Source organism: Sphingobacterium nematocida (assembly GCF_900168125.1).
In the GTDB taxonomy this organism is placed as follows: Bacteria; Bacteroidota; Bacteroidia; order Sphingobacteriales; family Sphingobacteriaceae; genus Sphingobacterium; species Sphingobacterium nematocida.
In genome coordinates this window covers 52,440-70,000 of the sequence record NZ_FUZF01000011.1, presented here as the reverse complement: position 1 = coordinate 70,000, position 17,561 = coordinate 52,440, and the positions used below count along the sequence as shown (strand labels likewise).

At 38.8% G+C, this 17,561-nt stretch carries 15 protein-coding genes; all 15 read left to right on the top strand.

Annotated elements, in window-relative coordinates; translation table 11 throughout:
- Nucleotides 1-51: 51 nt before the first annotated feature.
- The 15 genes from B5X76_RS12635 to B5X76_RS12570 all read left to right on the top strand — a co-directional run bounded on the left by B5X76_RS12635 (nt 52) and on the right by B5X76_RS12570 (nt 17,552).
- On the top strand, nt 52-3,396 hold the full coding sequence (locus tag B5X76_RS12635) for a TonB-dependent receptor (protein ID WP_176141061.1): 3,345 nt from the start codon (nt 52-54) through the stop codon (nt 3,394-3,396).
- A gap of 38 nt (nt 3,397-3,434) precedes the next feature.
- The gene (locus tag B5X76_RS12630) at nt 3,435-4,280 is read left to right on the top strand and encodes a hypothetical protein (RefSeq protein WP_079643474.1); all 846 of its coding nucleotides are present in this window, start codon (nt 3,435-3,437) and stop codon (nt 4,278-4,280) included.
- A 551-nt stretch (nt 4,281-4,831) separates the two neighbouring features.
- Nucleotides 4,832-5,374, top strand: a complete 543-nt coding sequence (locus B5X76_RS12625; RefSeq protein WP_079643473.1) for a Pvc16 family protein — start codon at nt 4,832-4,834, stop codon at nt 5,372-5,374.
- Nucleotides 5,368-6,090, top strand: a complete 723-nt coding sequence (locus B5X76_RS12620) for a hypothetical protein (protein WP_079643472.1) — start codon at nt 5,368-5,370, stop codon at nt 6,088-6,090. The genes B5X76_RS12625 and B5X76_RS12620 overlap by 7 nt, the downstream gene beginning before the upstream one ends.
- A 15-nt stretch (nt 6,091-6,105) precedes the next feature.
- Nucleotides 6,106-7,602, top strand: a complete 1,497-nt coding sequence (locus B5X76_RS12615) for a phage tail sheath family protein (protein WP_079643471.1) — start codon at nt 6,106-6,108, stop codon at nt 7,600-7,602.
- Between the two features lie 28 nt (nt 7,603-7,630).
- On the top strand, nt 7,631-8,080 hold the full coding sequence (locus B5X76_RS12610; RefSeq protein WP_021069682.1) for a phage tail protein: 450 nt from the start codon (nt 7,631-7,633) through the stop codon (nt 8,078-8,080).
- Nucleotides 8,081-8,105: 25 nt separating this feature from the next.
- Nucleotides 8,106-8,558, top strand: coding sequence for a phage tail protein (locus tag B5X76_RS12605; protein ID WP_079643470.1), 453 nt, complete (start codon nt 8,106-8,108; stop codon nt 8,556-8,558).
- Entirely contained in the window at nt 8,549-8,710 is a 162-nt protein-coding gene (locus B5X76_RS21995; RefSeq protein WP_176141060.1) for a DUF5908 family protein, read from the top strand. Before B5X76_RS12605 ends, B5X76_RS21995 begins: the two co-directional genes overlap by 10 nt.
- The gene (locus tag B5X76_RS12600) at nt 8,710-9,339 is read left to right on the top strand and encodes a CIS tube protein (RefSeq protein ID WP_079643469.1); all 630 of its coding nucleotides are present in this window, start codon (nt 8,710-8,712) and stop codon (nt 9,337-9,339) included. The genes B5X76_RS21995 and B5X76_RS12600 overlap by 1 nt, the downstream gene beginning before the upstream one ends.
- A gap of 5 nt (nt 9,340-9,344) precedes the next feature.
- Nucleotides 9,345-11,147 carry a type VI secretion system tip protein VgrG gene (vgrG, locus tag B5X76_RS12595; RefSeq protein ID WP_079643468.1) on the top strand — a complete coding sequence of 601 codons (1,803 nt, stop codon included), beginning with the start codon at nt 9,345-9,347 and terminating at the stop codon, nt 11,145-11,147.
- A 7-nt stretch (nt 11,148-11,154) separates the two neighbouring features.
- Nucleotides 11,155-11,454: a PAAR domain-containing protein gene (locus tag B5X76_RS12590; protein ID WP_079643467.1), complete on the top strand. Its 300-nt coding sequence runs from the start codon at nt 11,155-11,157 to the stop codon at nt 11,452-11,454.
- Complete coding sequence (locus B5X76_RS12585; protein WP_079643466.1) at nt 11,451-11,843, top strand: GPW/gp25 family protein; 393 nt, start codon at nt 11,451-11,453, stop codon at nt 11,841-11,843. Before B5X76_RS12590 ends, B5X76_RS12585 begins: the two co-directional genes overlap by 4 nt.
- Before the next feature lie 37 nt (nt 11,844-11,880).
- Nucleotides 11,881-14,904, top strand: coding sequence for a hypothetical protein (locus B5X76_RS12580; protein WP_079643465.1), 3,024 nt, complete (start codon nt 11,881-11,883; stop codon nt 14,902-14,904).
- Nucleotides 14,885-15,661 (top strand): hypothetical protein, encoded by a 777-nt coding sequence (locus B5X76_RS12575; RefSeq protein ID WP_176141059.1) that lies wholly within the window; start codon nt 14,885-14,887, stop codon nt 15,659-15,661. Before B5X76_RS12580 ends, B5X76_RS12575 begins: the two co-directional genes overlap by 20 nt.
- A complete protein-coding gene (locus B5X76_RS12570) occupies nt 15,633-17,552 on the top strand; it encodes a hypothetical protein (protein WP_079643463.1) in 1,920 nt (639 codons plus the stop codon). Before B5X76_RS12575 ends, B5X76_RS12570 begins: the two co-directional genes overlap by 29 nt.
- The last annotated feature ends 9 nt before the right edge of the window (nt 17,553-17,561 follow it).

The following is a 17,561-nucleotide window of genomic DNA, read 5'->3' as shown; positions in this document are numbered from 1 at the left end:
AAAGCTATGTGCAATTTTACAAAAATTCGTACACTTAAACTACTACGTTTTATGTCAAGAGTAACCTTCGTGGTCTCTATTATCACCCTGCTTAGCGCAGGAGTCCTATTTGCTAGTGAAGTGAGGTCGCAAAATCTCGCAAAAGTAACCGTTAATCTCCATCATCGTGTCACTACAGTACACGAATTGCTTGCCGAACTGGCAAGACAAACCGATTTTACTTTTGTCTATACACTGGAGACAGGCCGCATCAAAGTAGACCCACCCAATGTCGACCACAATAAGCTCGATGTGGTCCTGCATTGGCTTACCGAAACAAAAAAACTGAAATTCGAACAGGTCAACAAATCCATTGCTGTCAGCAATGCACAAGAAAGGGCCAAGCAGCAAACAGGCCGTATCTCTGGAAAGATCTTGGACGACCGGGGCGAACCGCTTCCCGGTGCATCCGTAAAGGTTCTGCAGACCAACCAATCGGCAAGAAGTAGTGTAGATGGTAGCTATTATTTCGATATCGTTTCCGGTAGTTACACTATGGAGGTCAGCTACATCTCTTTTCAGACCAAGCGCGTCACTCAGGTCCAAGTAAATTCAGGACAACTCACCAGTCTCAATATCGTTCTGTCCCCGTCTACCAGCGCTTTAGAACAAGTCGTGGTTACAGGTAGCTACAAAAAGGAAAGCGTAGCTGGGCTTTACGCGGCTCAGAAAAATGCAGCTTCCGTCACCGATGGAATCTCCGCCGAGCAGATTTCCCGAACACCCGACAATGATATGGGCCAAGTGCTCAAGAGGGTAACCGGTCTGACTACCGTTAACAACCGAAGTGTCATCGTACGAGGAATGTCCGATCGCTACAATCAGGCTATGCTCGATGGCATTGTGATACCGAGCACCTCACAGAATAGACGGGACTTTTCCTTTGATATTATCCCCACCGAAATGGTGAGCTCTGTAGTGGTCAATAAAACGGCGACACCAGACGTCTCGGCCGAATTTTCCGGCGGGCAGGTGTCTGTAAATACGATAGACATCCCCGAACAGAATTTTACCAGTATACAGCTTGGTACAGGGGGCAACTCGCGCACCACAGGCAAAGATTTCTATCGGCTGGGCGAGCGCCATACCAACGAGTACCTTGGTTTTTTTGATAAATCGGCAAAACTGCCCGATGGTATCAAAACCTGGCAATGGAATAATCGGGCCTCGCAGTTGGATGCGCCTCCGGGTTATATCCTGGATGATCCCGAACTCAACGCTATACCACTCAATCAGGTTGAGTTTGGTGATGCTGTCAAATACAACGATCTGGATGCCATTGCCCAGTCCAAAAGATTGAATAGTAATGCCATGCGCCTCTATAAATATAAAGCTGCACCCAATCAAAATATCCGTTTTTCGCTCGGTCGCCGTTATGAGCTGAAGAATGGAAACCGCTTTGGTTTTGTCGCTTCCGCGAATTTTAGGAATGAACAGAATATCGTTTCTTTTAACAATGTGAGACGATCCCCGATGAACCATTACATAGATAGTACAGGGCTTGGTGATAATGGTGCAGGAACATCTTATCGGTTCAACAGTAATGGTGGTTTAGTGGCCAATATGGGGTTACAGGGACAGCGCTTTAAGGTTACCCTAAAGAATATGTATGCCCGTACCTACAGCGACAATTACAACGAATCTATCCAAACAGCTCGAGAGGATTCCCAACCGATCCCCACCAAGCTAGTCTATCAATTGCCTGAAGCCATGTCTCTACAACAGCATCAGTTGACGGGTGAATATCAGCTTCCGTTGAAGATTAAAGCCGAAGGGATGTTTACTGTCAATAAAATCAAGCAACAGATTTTGGATGAACGAAAGCTATCCTATAGGTTGACCACGATCATTGGCGATGAGCCCTATTTTCAGACTCCCGGTTTAATGACCCATTCTTCGGCTTCCACAGGAAACACATTCAAAGATTGGCGTATGTGGACAAACATCGACGAAACAGATTACAATTGGAGCGCAGCCTTTTCCCGTAGATTTGGAGAAGGGAAAGATATATCTACCTGGATGAAGCTTGGTTACCAGGCGTGGACAAAGAAAAGATCATTAGATCTGAATAAAATGGTACCCTGGACCAGGTCTTGGGTCGAAGGCACCACCAACCAAAAAGCACCTGCTATCGAACTTCCTTACGACCAGTTATTTGCCAATGAAAACATAGGCAATGGGAATAATCAAGCTTACTATTATGCAGATGCTTTGGGTGGACGGTACTATGATGGCGAGATGAGTTCGCATGCGCTATACCTGATGGCCGATCAAAAACTTTGGAACAGACTTCGTCTGGTATACGGTGTGCGGGCAGAGTATTTTGATCTGACTTCAAAGCAAGAAGAATTGTACCGTAGATCCTATCAGGATGAACCAGATCCCGATGATATACAACGGCACCGGTTTGGTGTAAAGGAGAGCAGCTGGCGTTTCCTCCCATCGGTCAATGCGACATATAGCCTCACTCCAGAGTTTAATATCCGTGGGAGCTATTCCAGAACTGTGATACGCCCCGATTTCAGAGAAGTAGGTATGTTTGGTATGTACGACTTCGAAATAGACGGGTACGTATATGGAGAGCATGTACAGTCGACCCTGATCGACAATATAGACCTACGACTCGAGTGGTATCCTTCTCCCGGAGAGATTATTTCCTTGACAGGATATCATAAAAATCTGGATAAACCCATCGAACTGATCCATTCGGGCAAGGGGCTCAACGAGTATACCTACGCCAATATGGAGAGTGCAAAGAATCTGGGGTTGGAATTAGAAATACGTAAAAACTTCAGTTTTATCTCCGATAAGGACTGGGTGAAAGACCTTTTTATATCGGCCAATGGGACGCTCCTCCAGTCGAAGGTCAATGTACTCAGTCATTGGGACTGGATCAATAATCCCGAAACACAGGTGGCCGAACGCGTTCAGCAACGCTATCCTAATCAAGACAGACCGCTGATCGGTCAGTCCCCCTGGTTATTGAACCTCGGACTCGGCTATTGGGGAGACCGTTATGGTGTCACGGCCAGCTATAATCACCGCGGCCCCCGGACCAACCTCGCAAATGTGAGCTTGGCAAGGGTTGAGTATGAACTGGCCCCCAAACAACTGGACGCTCAATTGTATGCCCGCTTTTTAAAGAAAAAAATGGAAGTGAAGCTCAATATAGCCAACCTGTTGGATGACTGGACCCGTTATTATTCCAATATAAATGACTACGAACAAGATGAGAATAAACTTGATGTATTGAAAAAAGGTAAATCCATACGGTACAGTAAAGAAGAGGGCGACAACATCACCTATCGCCGAAGAGAGGGACGACGTTTCAGTCTTAGTGTCACTTATAATTTTTAATAAGCGTTTAATGCCTTCAGATATTAAAAAATAAGCATATGAAAGTAAACATAAGAAACAGCATAGCAATAGTTCTATTATTGATCAGTACATATTCCTGCCAAAAGGGAGAATATGTAAATTTATTCTCCGAATTTGTCGAAGTCTATTTTGATGCCGATAAAACGGCATTACGTAATAATGGGGCAGGTGTTTTTATCGCAGCCAAGTACAATGGTAAGCCGATCGAATGGGATATCACTCGAAAAAAAATCAAAGTGGTACCTGGTAAGGCAAAATTTGAGTTCTACGATACCCGAAATGGAAAAACCGTTGCCGAAAAAGATATTGATGTCCAGTCAGATTCCAAAAATGCGTATACCTTATTCCAACCGACCATGGAAGCCCCGGTTGCTTTTATAGATCCCGATGGACAAGCAGCAGAAAGTCCAGCTCCTCCCGGACATATCAAAGTCAAAGTCGCTAATTATGCCCAGGACCTTATCCCTTTTGAAAAGCTGGATATCCGAGTCTCGATCAGTTACTATGATGTCGACTGGAACGAAGTGATCAAAGAGGTCGGTGTCATCAAAGACGTAAAGAACAGTATCGATCAGGCAACGTACCATATTCTGCCCGATGGTTTACCCAGTCCATTGCCTGACCTACCCAGCAACTATCTCTTCGAATTCGTAGATAGCAATACCGGGGAGGTATTGCTCAATCATGGAGGAACAAACTATTCCAATATGGCATTTAGTCCTGGAAGTACCGATCCTCTACCGGTCAAAAATATATTTACGTTGTACATGGTCTCTAGAGAAACCTGGGGCGAAGCACCTCCATTCATCAAAAAAGGCGGCACCTTCTATGAAATAGCGACTAACATACTTTTTGCAAATTAATTTATTATAAGTAGCGATTACAACTGTTGATTTTTGTAAGATAGCAAAGATCCATACCGTGTAGTCATCCGTTATACAGGGGCTGTATCAAATTCCAGAGTACAGCCCCTTTTCGTTCTTTCAATCATTGGGCCACGTTTACCGTTTGTGTGCTCATTTTTTGAACTGTCGCAAATTTTGATAATTGAAAATCGGCCTCTTGAAGGGATTTTTGTGTTCTTTTTCGTTAAATGTCCCTAATTGTCCCCCAATTGTCCCCCCTTGATTTTAGTTGTTCTTTTATATAAAATTTATATTCGCATCTATTAATTCATCTATCTATGTCTACCACAAGAGTTATGAATACTACAGTTACATTCGTGTTGATTATTCACAACATTGCTTTAAATCGTAAAAATAAGTAGTGATTTAATATATTATGGGGCAACTAGTAGTTAATATCTTGTTTTCAATTGAGAGTTCGTGTACTATAAGGTTGATAAATTATATGGGTGTTATCTTTTTATTGAAAATTAATATATATTTGTGTAACCGCCTATGAAACAATAGTTATGATTTATAACATTCTTACCAAACTTAAATTAATCCTTAACGAAGGGGTAAAATCCTCATTCGGATTAGTAAAGGATATAGTAGAGATATCTTCGATTACCAAAGAAAAGAAAGAAGGCCGAGTACTTATTACGCTATTGAATATCGAAAGAGATACAAGCGCAGGTATAAACTTTAAGAGTAGGGCTGGGCTATCAGTTTCCAATAAGGTCATTCAGGGCAATCCTTCATGGAGTATTAATTTGTTAGTATTAGTTTCTGTAGTGTTTCCATCAAGTGGATACGAAAGTTCGTTGAAAATAATGGATTTAGTATTAGGTATATTACAACGAAATCATCAATTAAATCTTCCTAACAGTACAGAGTACCTTATTATCGAACCTGTCAATGTAAGTATAAGTGAATTATCCAACATCTGGAGTATATGCTCTAGTGATCTAAATCCTTCAATTGTCCTCAGAATACGTTCATTTAATGTTGATGGTAATGGAGTTATGCAAATACATAAAGAAATAAAAGAAAGGATTTTGGATCTATGTTAGAAATGAGTGATCAAATGGAGTATTTTTCTATTTCTTTAACGCATGATTATTATTCAGGAGATATTCCTATTACACTATCAATCAAGTCCAGAGATTTGGTTGATAAGTATAATTTATATTTTTTGAAGCGCGGCGATGATTATATTTTAGTTGGCAATTCCCTTTTACACAACAGGTTTAAAGAGGAATTTAAAAAAATACACTTTTTGCTCGAAGACAATGCGTATGCAGTAAAGAAATATAAGCAAATTAGAAATGAGGGGGAAAGTCTGGTTATTTTTCTGAAAGTAAATTCTAATTCGTTTTATTTTGTCACTTCACCACTAAACGAAGATCAACGAATAATTCGTATAGATACCATTATAAATTCAACCGATCAAACAAAAATAGCGTATCATTTTACTGGCATCAGAAAATGTTTTCAATACATATTCATTAGTAAGAGAAAATACAATGATCTAGAGCTAATTGAAGAAGATGGATCATTATTATTCGATAAAGATCCGAATTCAGAGCTACAGTTAAGAGAAAATACAATATCTTTTACTACTGCAGACACCGTTTTACTTAAGAAAGATGCCAGTTATAAAATAAATTTGATAGAGCGTAATAAATATGGGCTAAAGACAATAATCTCTAGATTAGATATACCGCCCCCAACCAGTTATTCACCTAACAAACCTAAGACTACAATTACCAAATATTATAACTTATAACTTAAATAAACATATATGTGTGCTATGAAAACCCCTGGGGTGTACATTTTAGAGAAAAATGCCTTCCCAAACTCTGTTGTTGAGACTTCGACAGCAGTACCTGCTTTTATCGGCTATACGCAGATAGCTAAAAACGGGAGTAAATCTTTATTAAATAAACCTTTCAAAGTGAGTTCCCTCGCTGAGTTCAATCAGTATTTCGGATTTGCTCCATCACCTAGGTTTGAGTTGAGAGAAGGGGATGAAGAGAACTTCAACATTTCTGTAGAAGGGACAGATAAAGAGAAATTATACGGTGTTCTGGAAAGAAAAGATCGCCATAATCTTTATTATAATCTGAGATTCTTTTTTGCCAACGGTGGTGGCCAGTGTTATATAGTTTCAGTCGGTAGCTACGACGACGAGTTATCCAAAGAAAAATTTATAAGTGGGATTGACACTTTGTTGGAGGAACAAGAGCCTACGATGGTTCTCGTGCCCGAAGCCGTTAACTTGGAGAATAAGCAAGATTGTTTTGATATCCAAACAGCTGTTTTAAAGCATTGTGGAATGAATATGCGCAACCGATTTGCTATTCTAGATATTTATAATGGGTACAAAGATAGAAAAGATGAAGCCGGAGATGTTGTCAATGAATTCAGAGAAGCAATGGGGACTGAGTTTTTAGACTTTGGAGCTACATATTACCCCTGGTTGTCTACTTCTATAGTTTCTGACGAAGAGATAGATTTTAATAATATAGAAAAGGAAAGCTGGGCCAAGCTGAAGGAATTATTAAATGCCGGTTCCCCGCATCTTTCGCAATATATAGAAAAGATAGATACAGATAAATATGGACAACTCGAATTTAACGAGATCAATACAATCAACAAGGTATTGAGCAATCAAAGTAAATTCTATGCTGATATGCTATCAGAGATAAAGTTGCAACTTAATTTGTTGCCTCCTGGGGCCGCTATGGCTGGTATTTATACACTGGTAGATAATACAAAAAACGTGTGGAAAGCACCGGCCAACATAGGGCTATCAAATGTGATAGGTCCTGTTATTAATATTTCCCACGCTACACAAGAGGATTTAAATATGCCAATCAGCGGCAAGGCCGTGAATGCCATTCGTTATTTTGTAGGAGAAGGAGTAAAAGTTTGGGGGGCGAGAACACTAGATGGTAATTCATCGGATTGGAGGTATATAAATGTTCGCCGTACAATGATGATGTTAGAAGAATCCATAAAGAATGCTACTAAAGCATATGTTTTTGAGGCAAATACAGCTAATACCTGGGTGAGTGTTCGAAGTATGATTAATAATTTTTTGAATGGTATTTGGAAGCGAGGCGGATTAGCAGGAGCTATTCCAGATGATGCGTTCAGTGTTCACATCGGTTTAGGCGAGACAATGACGGCCGAAGATATTTTGGACGGTATTATGCGAGTTACAGTTTTGGTTGCATTAGTGAGACCAGCTGAATTTATTGAGATTACTTTCCAACAGCAAATGCAAAAAAGCTAATTATTAATTTATAAAGAACTATAAAGTTATGGCAGGAGAAGCACAAGACAACGTATGGCCTTTACCGAAGTTTTATTTTCAAGTAAAACTTGGAGATACAGAGGTAGCCTTTCAAGAGGTTTCAGGATTGGATATAGAGGCACAAATTATTGAATATCGACATGGCAATAGTCCAGAGTTTTCAACAATTAAAATGCCCGGAATTAAGAAAGTCGGAAATGTCACTTTGAAGAAAGGTGTTTTTGTAAAAGATAATGCATTCTGGGATTGGTTTAATCAGATAAAGATGAATACTATCGAACGCAAGACAGTAACAATCAGTCTGCTTGACGAGTCAGGCGCACCCACAATGGTATGGACCTTAAATAACGCTTGGCCTACAAAAATAACAGGGACTGATATGAAATCTGATGGAAATGAAGTCGCTGTTGAGACAATAGAAGTCGCGCATGAAGGCTTAAAGATTGAAAATAGTTAGACAAATCAGTTAGAAAACAGGAGAAATGAAGATTTTTAATTGGGATATACCAGTCGCTTTTTACTTTCAAGTAAAAATTCAGGGGGGTGATTTTGCCTTCAAAGAAGTTTCTGGGCTATCTTCCGAATTAGAAACAGAGACCATTATTGAAGGAGGCAATAATGATTATGTACATGTAGTCCCGAAAAATGTAAAACATAGTAATCTCGTTTTAAAGCGTGGACTCAAGGCAGTTAATAAAGATGATGTGGTCTGGATTTCTTCGTTTTTTAATGGTTCCATCCGTTATCCGATAACTACAGTATCCATTACTATAAATTTATTGCAAAAGGATGGAACCCCTGTTTATTCTTGGAATTGTAACAATGTTTACCCTGTCAAATGGGAAGTTGAATCATTGGATTCAGAAAAGAACAGTGTTTTGATAGAAATATTGGAATTATCCTATACTACAATAGAACGTATACCATGCCGATAATAATCAAGGAAATACATGTGAAATCCACCATAGAGCAGGATCATAAGAAGACTGGTGTTTCAAAGGAAGAAATAAGCAATTTAAAGAAAGACATCGTTAGCGAACTTAAAGAATTTCTTCATCGTGAGTATTTACGCAAAAATGAACGTTGATGAGTGATAAAATAAAAATTGATGGTTCGTCAAGTGGAGGAAGTCTATTCTCCACACAGATTAATCCATCTTCGGTCCGGATTAGTAAAAAGGTGTCTTATGAGAATATAACATCATTCGGCAGTGATCAATACTTTTCCAAGTATAAGCATCATGAACCATCTCAGATGTCTTTTGAAATCTATATGGATGATACTGGAGTTATTCCACAGACCGATGGATTAACAATTGTGCAGCGCATCGAAAAATTAGAGTCGGCAGTTTATTTATTGCAGCAAGATAAGAAAGAACCAGGCCTAGTAAAAATCATTTGGGGACCCACCATTTTTCACGGTAGGGCCGAATCAATTGATTATGACTATACCATGTTCAATTCCGATGGGAGTCCCTTACGAGTAAAAATTACACTCTCTTTTGTAGGATCTTTCGAAAAATCTACTGTACAGGCCTCTGCCAATAATAAGGCTAGTGTAGTCACTTTTTCAGCAGGAGATAGCCTAGCTGATTACTGTGATAAGACTTATGGAGACCCTTCTTACTGTGTAGATGTAGCATTAGCAAATGGCTTATCGAGTATTAGGAATGTGGATCCAGGGACTGTTCTTATATTTCATGAATTAGTACGTTAATACAAATGACACTATCCAAATCAAGCTTTTTTTCTATATATGAAGGCTCATCAGCTCAAGGTGTGGTTACTACATCCATATACATAAATGACAGTCTATTAACAACAAAATCACTACTCGATTCTATTTGGATAAGGAAAGAAGTTAATAAAATTGGAAAAGCGGAGATCGTCTTTAAGGTTTGGAGCAACAGTACTACAGAAGAAACAGAAAGTGAGGAAAATGCCTTTACACCTGGTAACAAGATACGTATAGAAGTAGGATATTTAAATGGAGAATCTGAAGCCAGTCTATTTGAAGGAATTATTGTTGAACAGGATATAGACTTAGAGATTCGAGGTAGCTCTCGTATAAAGCTAGGGTGTCGAGATCATATGTATCTTTCTACCATAGCCAAGAAGACATCTATATACACAAAGGTAAAAGATCAATCCCTCTTGTCCAACATATTATCCACTTACAAAGAAGTAAAAGCCTCTGTAAGCCAAACAAAATACGAATACCAGGCCATTACACAGTATAACAATACCGATTGGGATTTTATATTAGAACGAGCCAAGAGAAATGGCTTAGTGGTACAGACCGAAGGATCTACGGTTACTATCAACGAACCATCAATCTCCTCGAGTCCCGTTTTCAATTTAAGCTTAAAGGATAACATTATAGATATTAAGGGACAGTTGAAAGTAAAAAAGCAGTTTACCTCAGTCAAAGCTCTTGGATGGAATCAAAAAGAACAAAAGTTAGAGACTGTCACGGTCGCGAACGATTCGGTCAAAACCAATAATCAAGGAGATATCTCTTCAAAAGACTTAGCTCAGGCACTTGGTAACAACGAGTTGGTCTTACAGACAAGCGACTTCTATAACCGAGAAACTCTTCAGAAATGGGCCCAATCCCAAATGACATTTAGTATGTTACAGCGCATCAGTGGAGAGGTTAGCTGTAAAGGGACAGCAGCAATCAAACACGGTTGCATAGTCGAAATTAGTGGAGTCAATAGGCATATGGATGGAAACGCCTACTGTGGGGCGGTGGAACATGAGGTAAAGAATGGAGATTGGAACACAAAAGCTATAATAGGTTTTGATTATAGATTTGATGAAGACGACGAATTAGATAAAAGTATCTCCGCGATTCAAATAGGTAAGGTCTCTCAAATCGATGAAGATCCTACTAAGGAGTTTAATATTCAAGTCGAGATACCGTTATTTAAAGCTACGGAAGTAAACAAAATTTGGGCACGACGAGCTACATTTTGGTCGAGCAATGGTTACGGAAGCTTTTTTATTCCAGACGTTGGCGACGAAGTAATCATAGGTTTTTTGGATAGTGACCATAGCCATCCCGTTATTTTAGGAAGTCTGTATAGCAGTAAACAGTCACCAAATGAAGTCATCACAAAAGAAAACTACATAAAGAGTTTAGTTACCAAAGAAAAGCTATCGTTAATTTTTGATGATGAAAAAAAATCAATCCTTTTGAGTACCCCAGCAGGAAATACAGTTGAGATTAACGATGAAGGAAAAAGCATTAGCATTAAGGACCAAAATGAAAATACGATCATTATGAATCCAGATGGTATTTCTATAAAATCCGCAAAATCAATATCTCTAGAAGCTAAAACAGAAGTGACAATAAGCGCTGGTACAGATATAAATATTAAGTCAAAAAATGGGGTAAATCTAAAAGCAATGAATATTGAAGCCAAAGCCGATGTCGGTTTTACGGCAAAAGGAAGTGCCAAATCGGAATTATCCGCCGGTGGGCAGACTATTATAAAAGGAGCTATGGTAATGATTAATTAATTAAATAATGTCAGCAGCAGCAAGAATCACAGACCTTCATCTATGTCCAATGGTTACCCCAGGAATACCACCTATTCCGCATGTTGGAGGTCCCATTATAGGACCAGGGATACCGACTGTTTTAATAGGTAATCTACCAGCCGCAGTAATGGGAGACACATGTGTATGTACCGGACCACCAGACAGTATTATCAGTGGTTCAAAAACAGTTTTTATAGGTGGAAAACCTGCAGCCAGATTAGGCGACCCCTGTGCACACGGAGGCAGCATAGTACTAGGTTGTGTAAATGTTTTAATAGGAGGATGACAAAAAAGATAGATTTTTTAGGTAGAGGTTGGTCATTCCCACCATCGTTTACGAAGGATGGTGTTCAGATGTCCGAGTATACATTAGATGTCAAAGAGAGCCTTCAGGTCTTATTATTGACCAATAAAGGAGAACGCATTTTTCGGGCCAATTACGGTTCCACACTAAATAAGTGGGTGTTTTCTACGATAGATTCGACAGAGAAAACACTAATAGCCGACGAATTAAAAGAAGCTATTGGTAAAGGAGAACCCAGGATCACGGTTTCAAATATCGATGTAGTTACCAACGATGATGCAGAAGGAATACTATGGATCAAATTGGAATATATAATCCGGTCTACAAATATCGCAGACAATCTAGTGTTTCCGTTTTATCTAAAACCATAGACGTCGTTTATGATGGATTAATAATTTAAATGAATTAATGAGCGGGTTAAGTCAGTTTCAACGATTTCAAAGAATTAAAAATATTATTTCTCCCAAGGTTGTCGAAGATAATCCAGAGAAGCTGTTAATAGATTTTTTAAAGATTACCTCATTTATTAAGATGCGTCATCCTGATTCGCTGTCACATCTTAAAGATGATTTTTTTCAGGACCTATTTGAACAAGGAGAGACCTCTATTCTCAAAGCATATAAAAATAAAGAATGGGATGGAGATATGGAGCCTAGTTGGTCTTTAGTAATCAGTTTTATACAGAATTTGGCCGAAACAGCTAATCTATTTAACCAACGTTGGGCAAAGCTACCAGATTACTATTTTGAGAGTATTTTGGGCGTTGTGCCGCACCGTGTGATTCCCGACAATGTTTGGATCTCTGTCGAGAATATAACTAATAGATCCATATTGCTTCCTCAGGGCACCACCTATAAAGTAAGACGCGGAGATCATCTTTCTTTATATCAATCTCTTAAAGATGTCGAGATTGGCAATGGCGCGATTGAAAAACTATATTTATTAAATGACAACAGCGCTAGGGCGACTCCGTCCATAAGCCGTTATAACGTACAGGAATATTTACTTCTTGATGATAATGTCGTTGAGGTCAAGGGGATCGAGATCCAAGTTGGTGTTCGTGTGTCAAGTCCAATACTCTTTCTGAAAGAGGGACGCCGCACAGTAAAAGCCACTTTATATTTTAAAAAAAATGATAACAAGGCTCCAGATTTAACAAGTGAAAAATCAAAAGTCGAAGTCAGCGAATTGTTTAAATTGAGTATTAGTACGGATTCAGGCTGGGAGACGATTGAATATAAGACGATTGATATGGATCTGATCTCAGGAGAGATCTGCTTTAATTTTAGTCTTTCAGAATCGTTTAGTCCTGTTATAGCATGTTCAAAAGATACTCATGGTTTCGAGAGCGAATGTCCCGTACTAAATATTATTGTTAATCTAGATTCTTCCAAGTATGATATCGATTTATTGGCAAATATGCTCGTAAGAAAGGTCGAACTAAATGCTATTGTCGAGAATGTGGGCGATGTACAGGTATATAATGAATTAGGAAAGATAGACAATTCAACACCATTTCTCCCATTTGGCACAGCAGCCAATAAAGGATCTTGGTTTATAATCGGGAACTACGAATCAAGCATAAAAAACACCACAGAAATAACCATTAATCTAAAGTGGGATAAATTATTGTCGGATTCGGAGAACCTGCAGCAACATTACAAAGACTATCATAAGGGTATAGACGACACCAGTTTTAAAGTGGATGTTAAGTACCTTTTGGACTTCGAATGGAAATCGCCAGAAGGAAAAAGAACATTTAATCTTTTTGAAAATAATGCAGCGACAAAGCAGTTGTCCGAGGTATCAAGAATAGCCAACGTGAATATCGATAAGATGATTGCGACAAATGTAGACGAAGAAGAGTATGTTTATTCTATGCAATCTAGAGAAGGCTTTATTCAGATAACACTGGACCAGCCTAATATTGGATTTGGGGACGAAACGTATCGTAATCTATTTACAGAACAACTGCTAAAAAGTTCAGGAAAGAAAAGAAGCCCAACAATTCCACCTCCAGTCCAACCCATTCTCAATCGCATCACTGTAGATTATAAATCGAGAGATAGTATAGCGTATGGGGTTTCGAATAATGATAAACATTCTTTTTTTGCACCTATAGTACCCTTAGATAATTTTGCGAATCAAAATAAGATAGATAATAGTGATCTAGTACTTATTCCTAATTTGAAAGGGAGAAATATCTTATTCGCCCTGAAAAATATTAACGCCGGAGAATATGTCAGCCTTTTTTTTGATCTAGCCCCTTTCGAGACAGAAAATTTAGAGAGTAAATCAATCTACGAGCAGCGAGATTTTTTGGGTAAGATCAGTTTGTATTTAGGCAATCCCCTGTATTGGCGAAGGGCAGCACCAGGTTTGATCAGTCGGGATGAGACCATGGGATTACTTATAAATGGAGCATTGATTTTACATTTTCCAGAGTACCTAGAACCTGAATTGTACGATCATGATGGATTACTTTGGGTTAGAATAAACTACGATTCTTGCGATCAAATCCATTTTCCCGAAATACAGGCCGTTTATGCGAATGTTATCAAATTAGAATTGGTGATACCAGTTGATAGCCAAGATGAAATAATTCTTAATGCGAATGATGGTGAAATAGAGGAGGATGCGATCATTCCAGGAGTCGCAAAAGTAAACCGTATAACACCTTTTTATGGTGGCAGAAACAAAGAAACAACGGAAGAAGTGTTCTTGAGAATATCAGCGTATAACAAACATAGAGGTAGAGCCGTTACACGACGAGACTATGAAGAATTAATACTTCAACGATTCGTTGAAATCGATAGCGTAAAGTGCATTACTTTACCCCATGCTACTTCCGATCAGTTTACCCTTTATCTAGTTATCGTACCTACAAATGATACAAGTAAAACCAAGTATCCATTAGCTTCACCTTATCTGATCTTTGAAGTTGAAAATTACATGCGTCAACTTATTTCGCCTTATGTAAACAATTTGAGGGTTATCAATCCCTTGTATGAAGAGTTGATTATCAAGTGTCGGTTTACATTAAGAGGCTACTTCTCGGCGAGAAATATGAAGAAACTAATACAAATGATTAATGACAGTATTGCTCCTTGGCTTGCTGCCAATACCAGTCCAGATTTTGACCATCGGTTTAGCTTTAAAAGACTACATGATGATTTAGTTAATGAATTTGGGCAATTGATAGCAATTCACGACCTGATAGGTATACAGCTATGTAAAAGCTACAACGATGTGTCTATCAAAGAAACAACCTTTTTAAGCGATAACCAGTTGATCAGCGACGGGAGTATCACTGTATCCAAGCCCAATGCCGTATTAGTCCCTTCGAACAATCATCTCATTAATTGGGGAGAAGATCACTTGTCGACCTTTGGTGTCAAAGAGATGAGTATCGGTGGCAATTTTATTATTTAATCTAAAGAACATTACAATGGCTGAACGTGGTAGAGATTTGCTGAAAAACTTTTTTAAAAACGGGAAAAGACCAACAGAATCCGATTTTAGTGATTTAATCGATTCAACTGTCAATAAGCTAGATGATGGTTATACAAAAAGTGATAATGATGGCTTAAAGTTGACAGCAAAGGGATCTAATAAAACAATAATTACGCTATGCGAAGAAGAGAAAGTCTCATGGAAGTTTTTCTTTCAAAACAGTAAGCTTGTTTTACAGAACTATTTAAAAGGCTTCTCACGCGACAATCAAAGCAAAGAAATATTAGAAGTTAGATCTCCAACAACCATCATTGAAGGCGATCTAAATATCAACGGTGATCTTAGCATTAGCGGGATTAGGAAAGGATCTAGTGTTGGTAGCATGGCCGCCGATGGCAAGTGGCATACGATTACAAAGTTGAACTATGGGGTATACGCTATGGAAGTTTCGGCATCTGTTCACGGCCGTAGCGGGAACGGAAAGTATGCCGTTTTAGTAGGTTGGGCTACACAAGCTTTTGGTAGTGGTCGGAAAATAAGAACCATTAGTTCTCATTATGGTTTTTGGGGCAATCGCCTGAAACTACGTTGGAAGAAAATAAAAGATAAAAACGGGGCCGTCAATTACCAGCTACAGGTACGCACCAAAACCAATTATAATGATTCTTCAGCATTAATCAATTGTAATATAACACTTCTTCATAGCTATGAGAAAGCCGATAATCAAAAAACGTAATATTCAGGATAATTACTATAACCATCTTCAGTCAAGCACTATAGATCGGATTATCGAGTTAAGCGGAAATCTGTGGACAGATCACAATGTCCACGATCCAGGTATAACGATCGCAGATTACCTAAACTATGGGTTGTATGACATATATTTCCGGCAGCTTTTTTCTCTTGAAAATTACCTGTTCAAGAATTTGGAAGACAAGGATTATGGCCAAAAGGGATTACAGTCCAAAGAGCAGCTGTATACAGTCGAAAATGACTTGGGCATACGAGTCGATTCCAAAGTGGTGGTAACAGAACAAGATTATGAAGAACTCTTCAAGAGTTTTTTTGGAGCGAGGGTCTCCGGTATCGAGGTGTATTATAATAAGATAGATCGAAATTATGATATATTTCTACAGCGCAATAGCGGGTATGACAGATCAGATATTTATAGTTTAGAAAAAGAGATTAAAGCGCTGTACTATAAGAATCGAAATTTAGGAGAAAACTTGGGTAATGTATTTCATTTTGCATTTAGTCAAGCACCTAACAAAACCTTATATCAATCGCGCAAGTATAGGCATCACAATAGCTATGATTTTCCAACGTTTTCAACGCCAGAAGACATGGACGAGAACAAAGTATTTACGCCAGACTACCAGACCATTCAATATGACTTTCCAGAGCTATACGGTATTAGTAAAAGAGGCATACCCTCACACGAAGATCCAGACTACAAGGCCAGGGTATTACAGCTAAAGGGGTATCTCTTACATTTTGACTATTTGATGGCCAATCATTTGCAAAAGATGGATAACGTCCATCAATTATTTGACATTCGCGAAGCTGTTCCGACATCACGAATAGCAGAAGTTCAAATCGTAAACGGCGAAGAAATCATTGATAAAAAGAAACAAGAAGCAGCGGCTATCGCTTTTCAAAAAGAACGATTTTACAGCGTTCAGAAATTTGCATATCTAAATATGTTAGATGCTATTTACGATGAAAATACACAGCATCTCTTCGGAAGTTTGGAAACAGACAGCCTGAATTCCAAAAGAGCTAGGTTGATCAAAAGATTACCCCAACTTAATGAGCAGCGCTATCGTGCATGCAACATCGATGATCCCAATAGCATTTGCAGTCTTCAGGAACTACTCGAGCAAATAATCTCCCTGCGATTTACCAATCGTAGACCTTTTCATTTTAGAGGAATGCGCGTTATCAGCAACGAACTATTCAAAGAAAGGTACAAAAGTCTCCTTCTGGTCGACGAACAATATTATTATCAAAGTATTCCGGTTATAGCGTACCATATTGCCGAGAGTGACGAAGAAGTATTGAGCAAAATGAAGAATATGTTATCTCTGATATGGCATGCTATTTTGCCTGAAGATATTTTAGTATACGGCACAGAGGTAGAAAATTATAAACTGAAGGTCGAAGGAGAGGATTATTCTTTACTATTTAGAAGCCCCACCGGAAGATTGGAAATCGAGATGAGCTTACTATGTTCTGATAGAGATATAATCATTGAACAGGCCTATTTCTTTATTCATTTCCTCCGTCAAATGAATGGAATGGAGCATCAACAGCGATTCTATTTCATTGAACATATTTTATTAGAACAAGACAATGATAAAGAGTTGATTTCGATAGTTTATCCCCAGGATCTGATCGATCCCCATAATACCAGCTTTCATATAGACCGATTTTTAGAGGAATTTTTATACGATAGATTTCCTGTTCATTTACGCTATAGGTTGCACGGTTTAGCACAAGACGATTTGGAAAACTTCCACATTACCTATGCTACATGGCGACGGGCCATGGCAATTAGCGATGGTCAATCAGCAGCTGTCCATGCAGAGGTTCTTACTTCTTTTCTAAATATTCACAAAGCGTCTTAATTGTAGAAG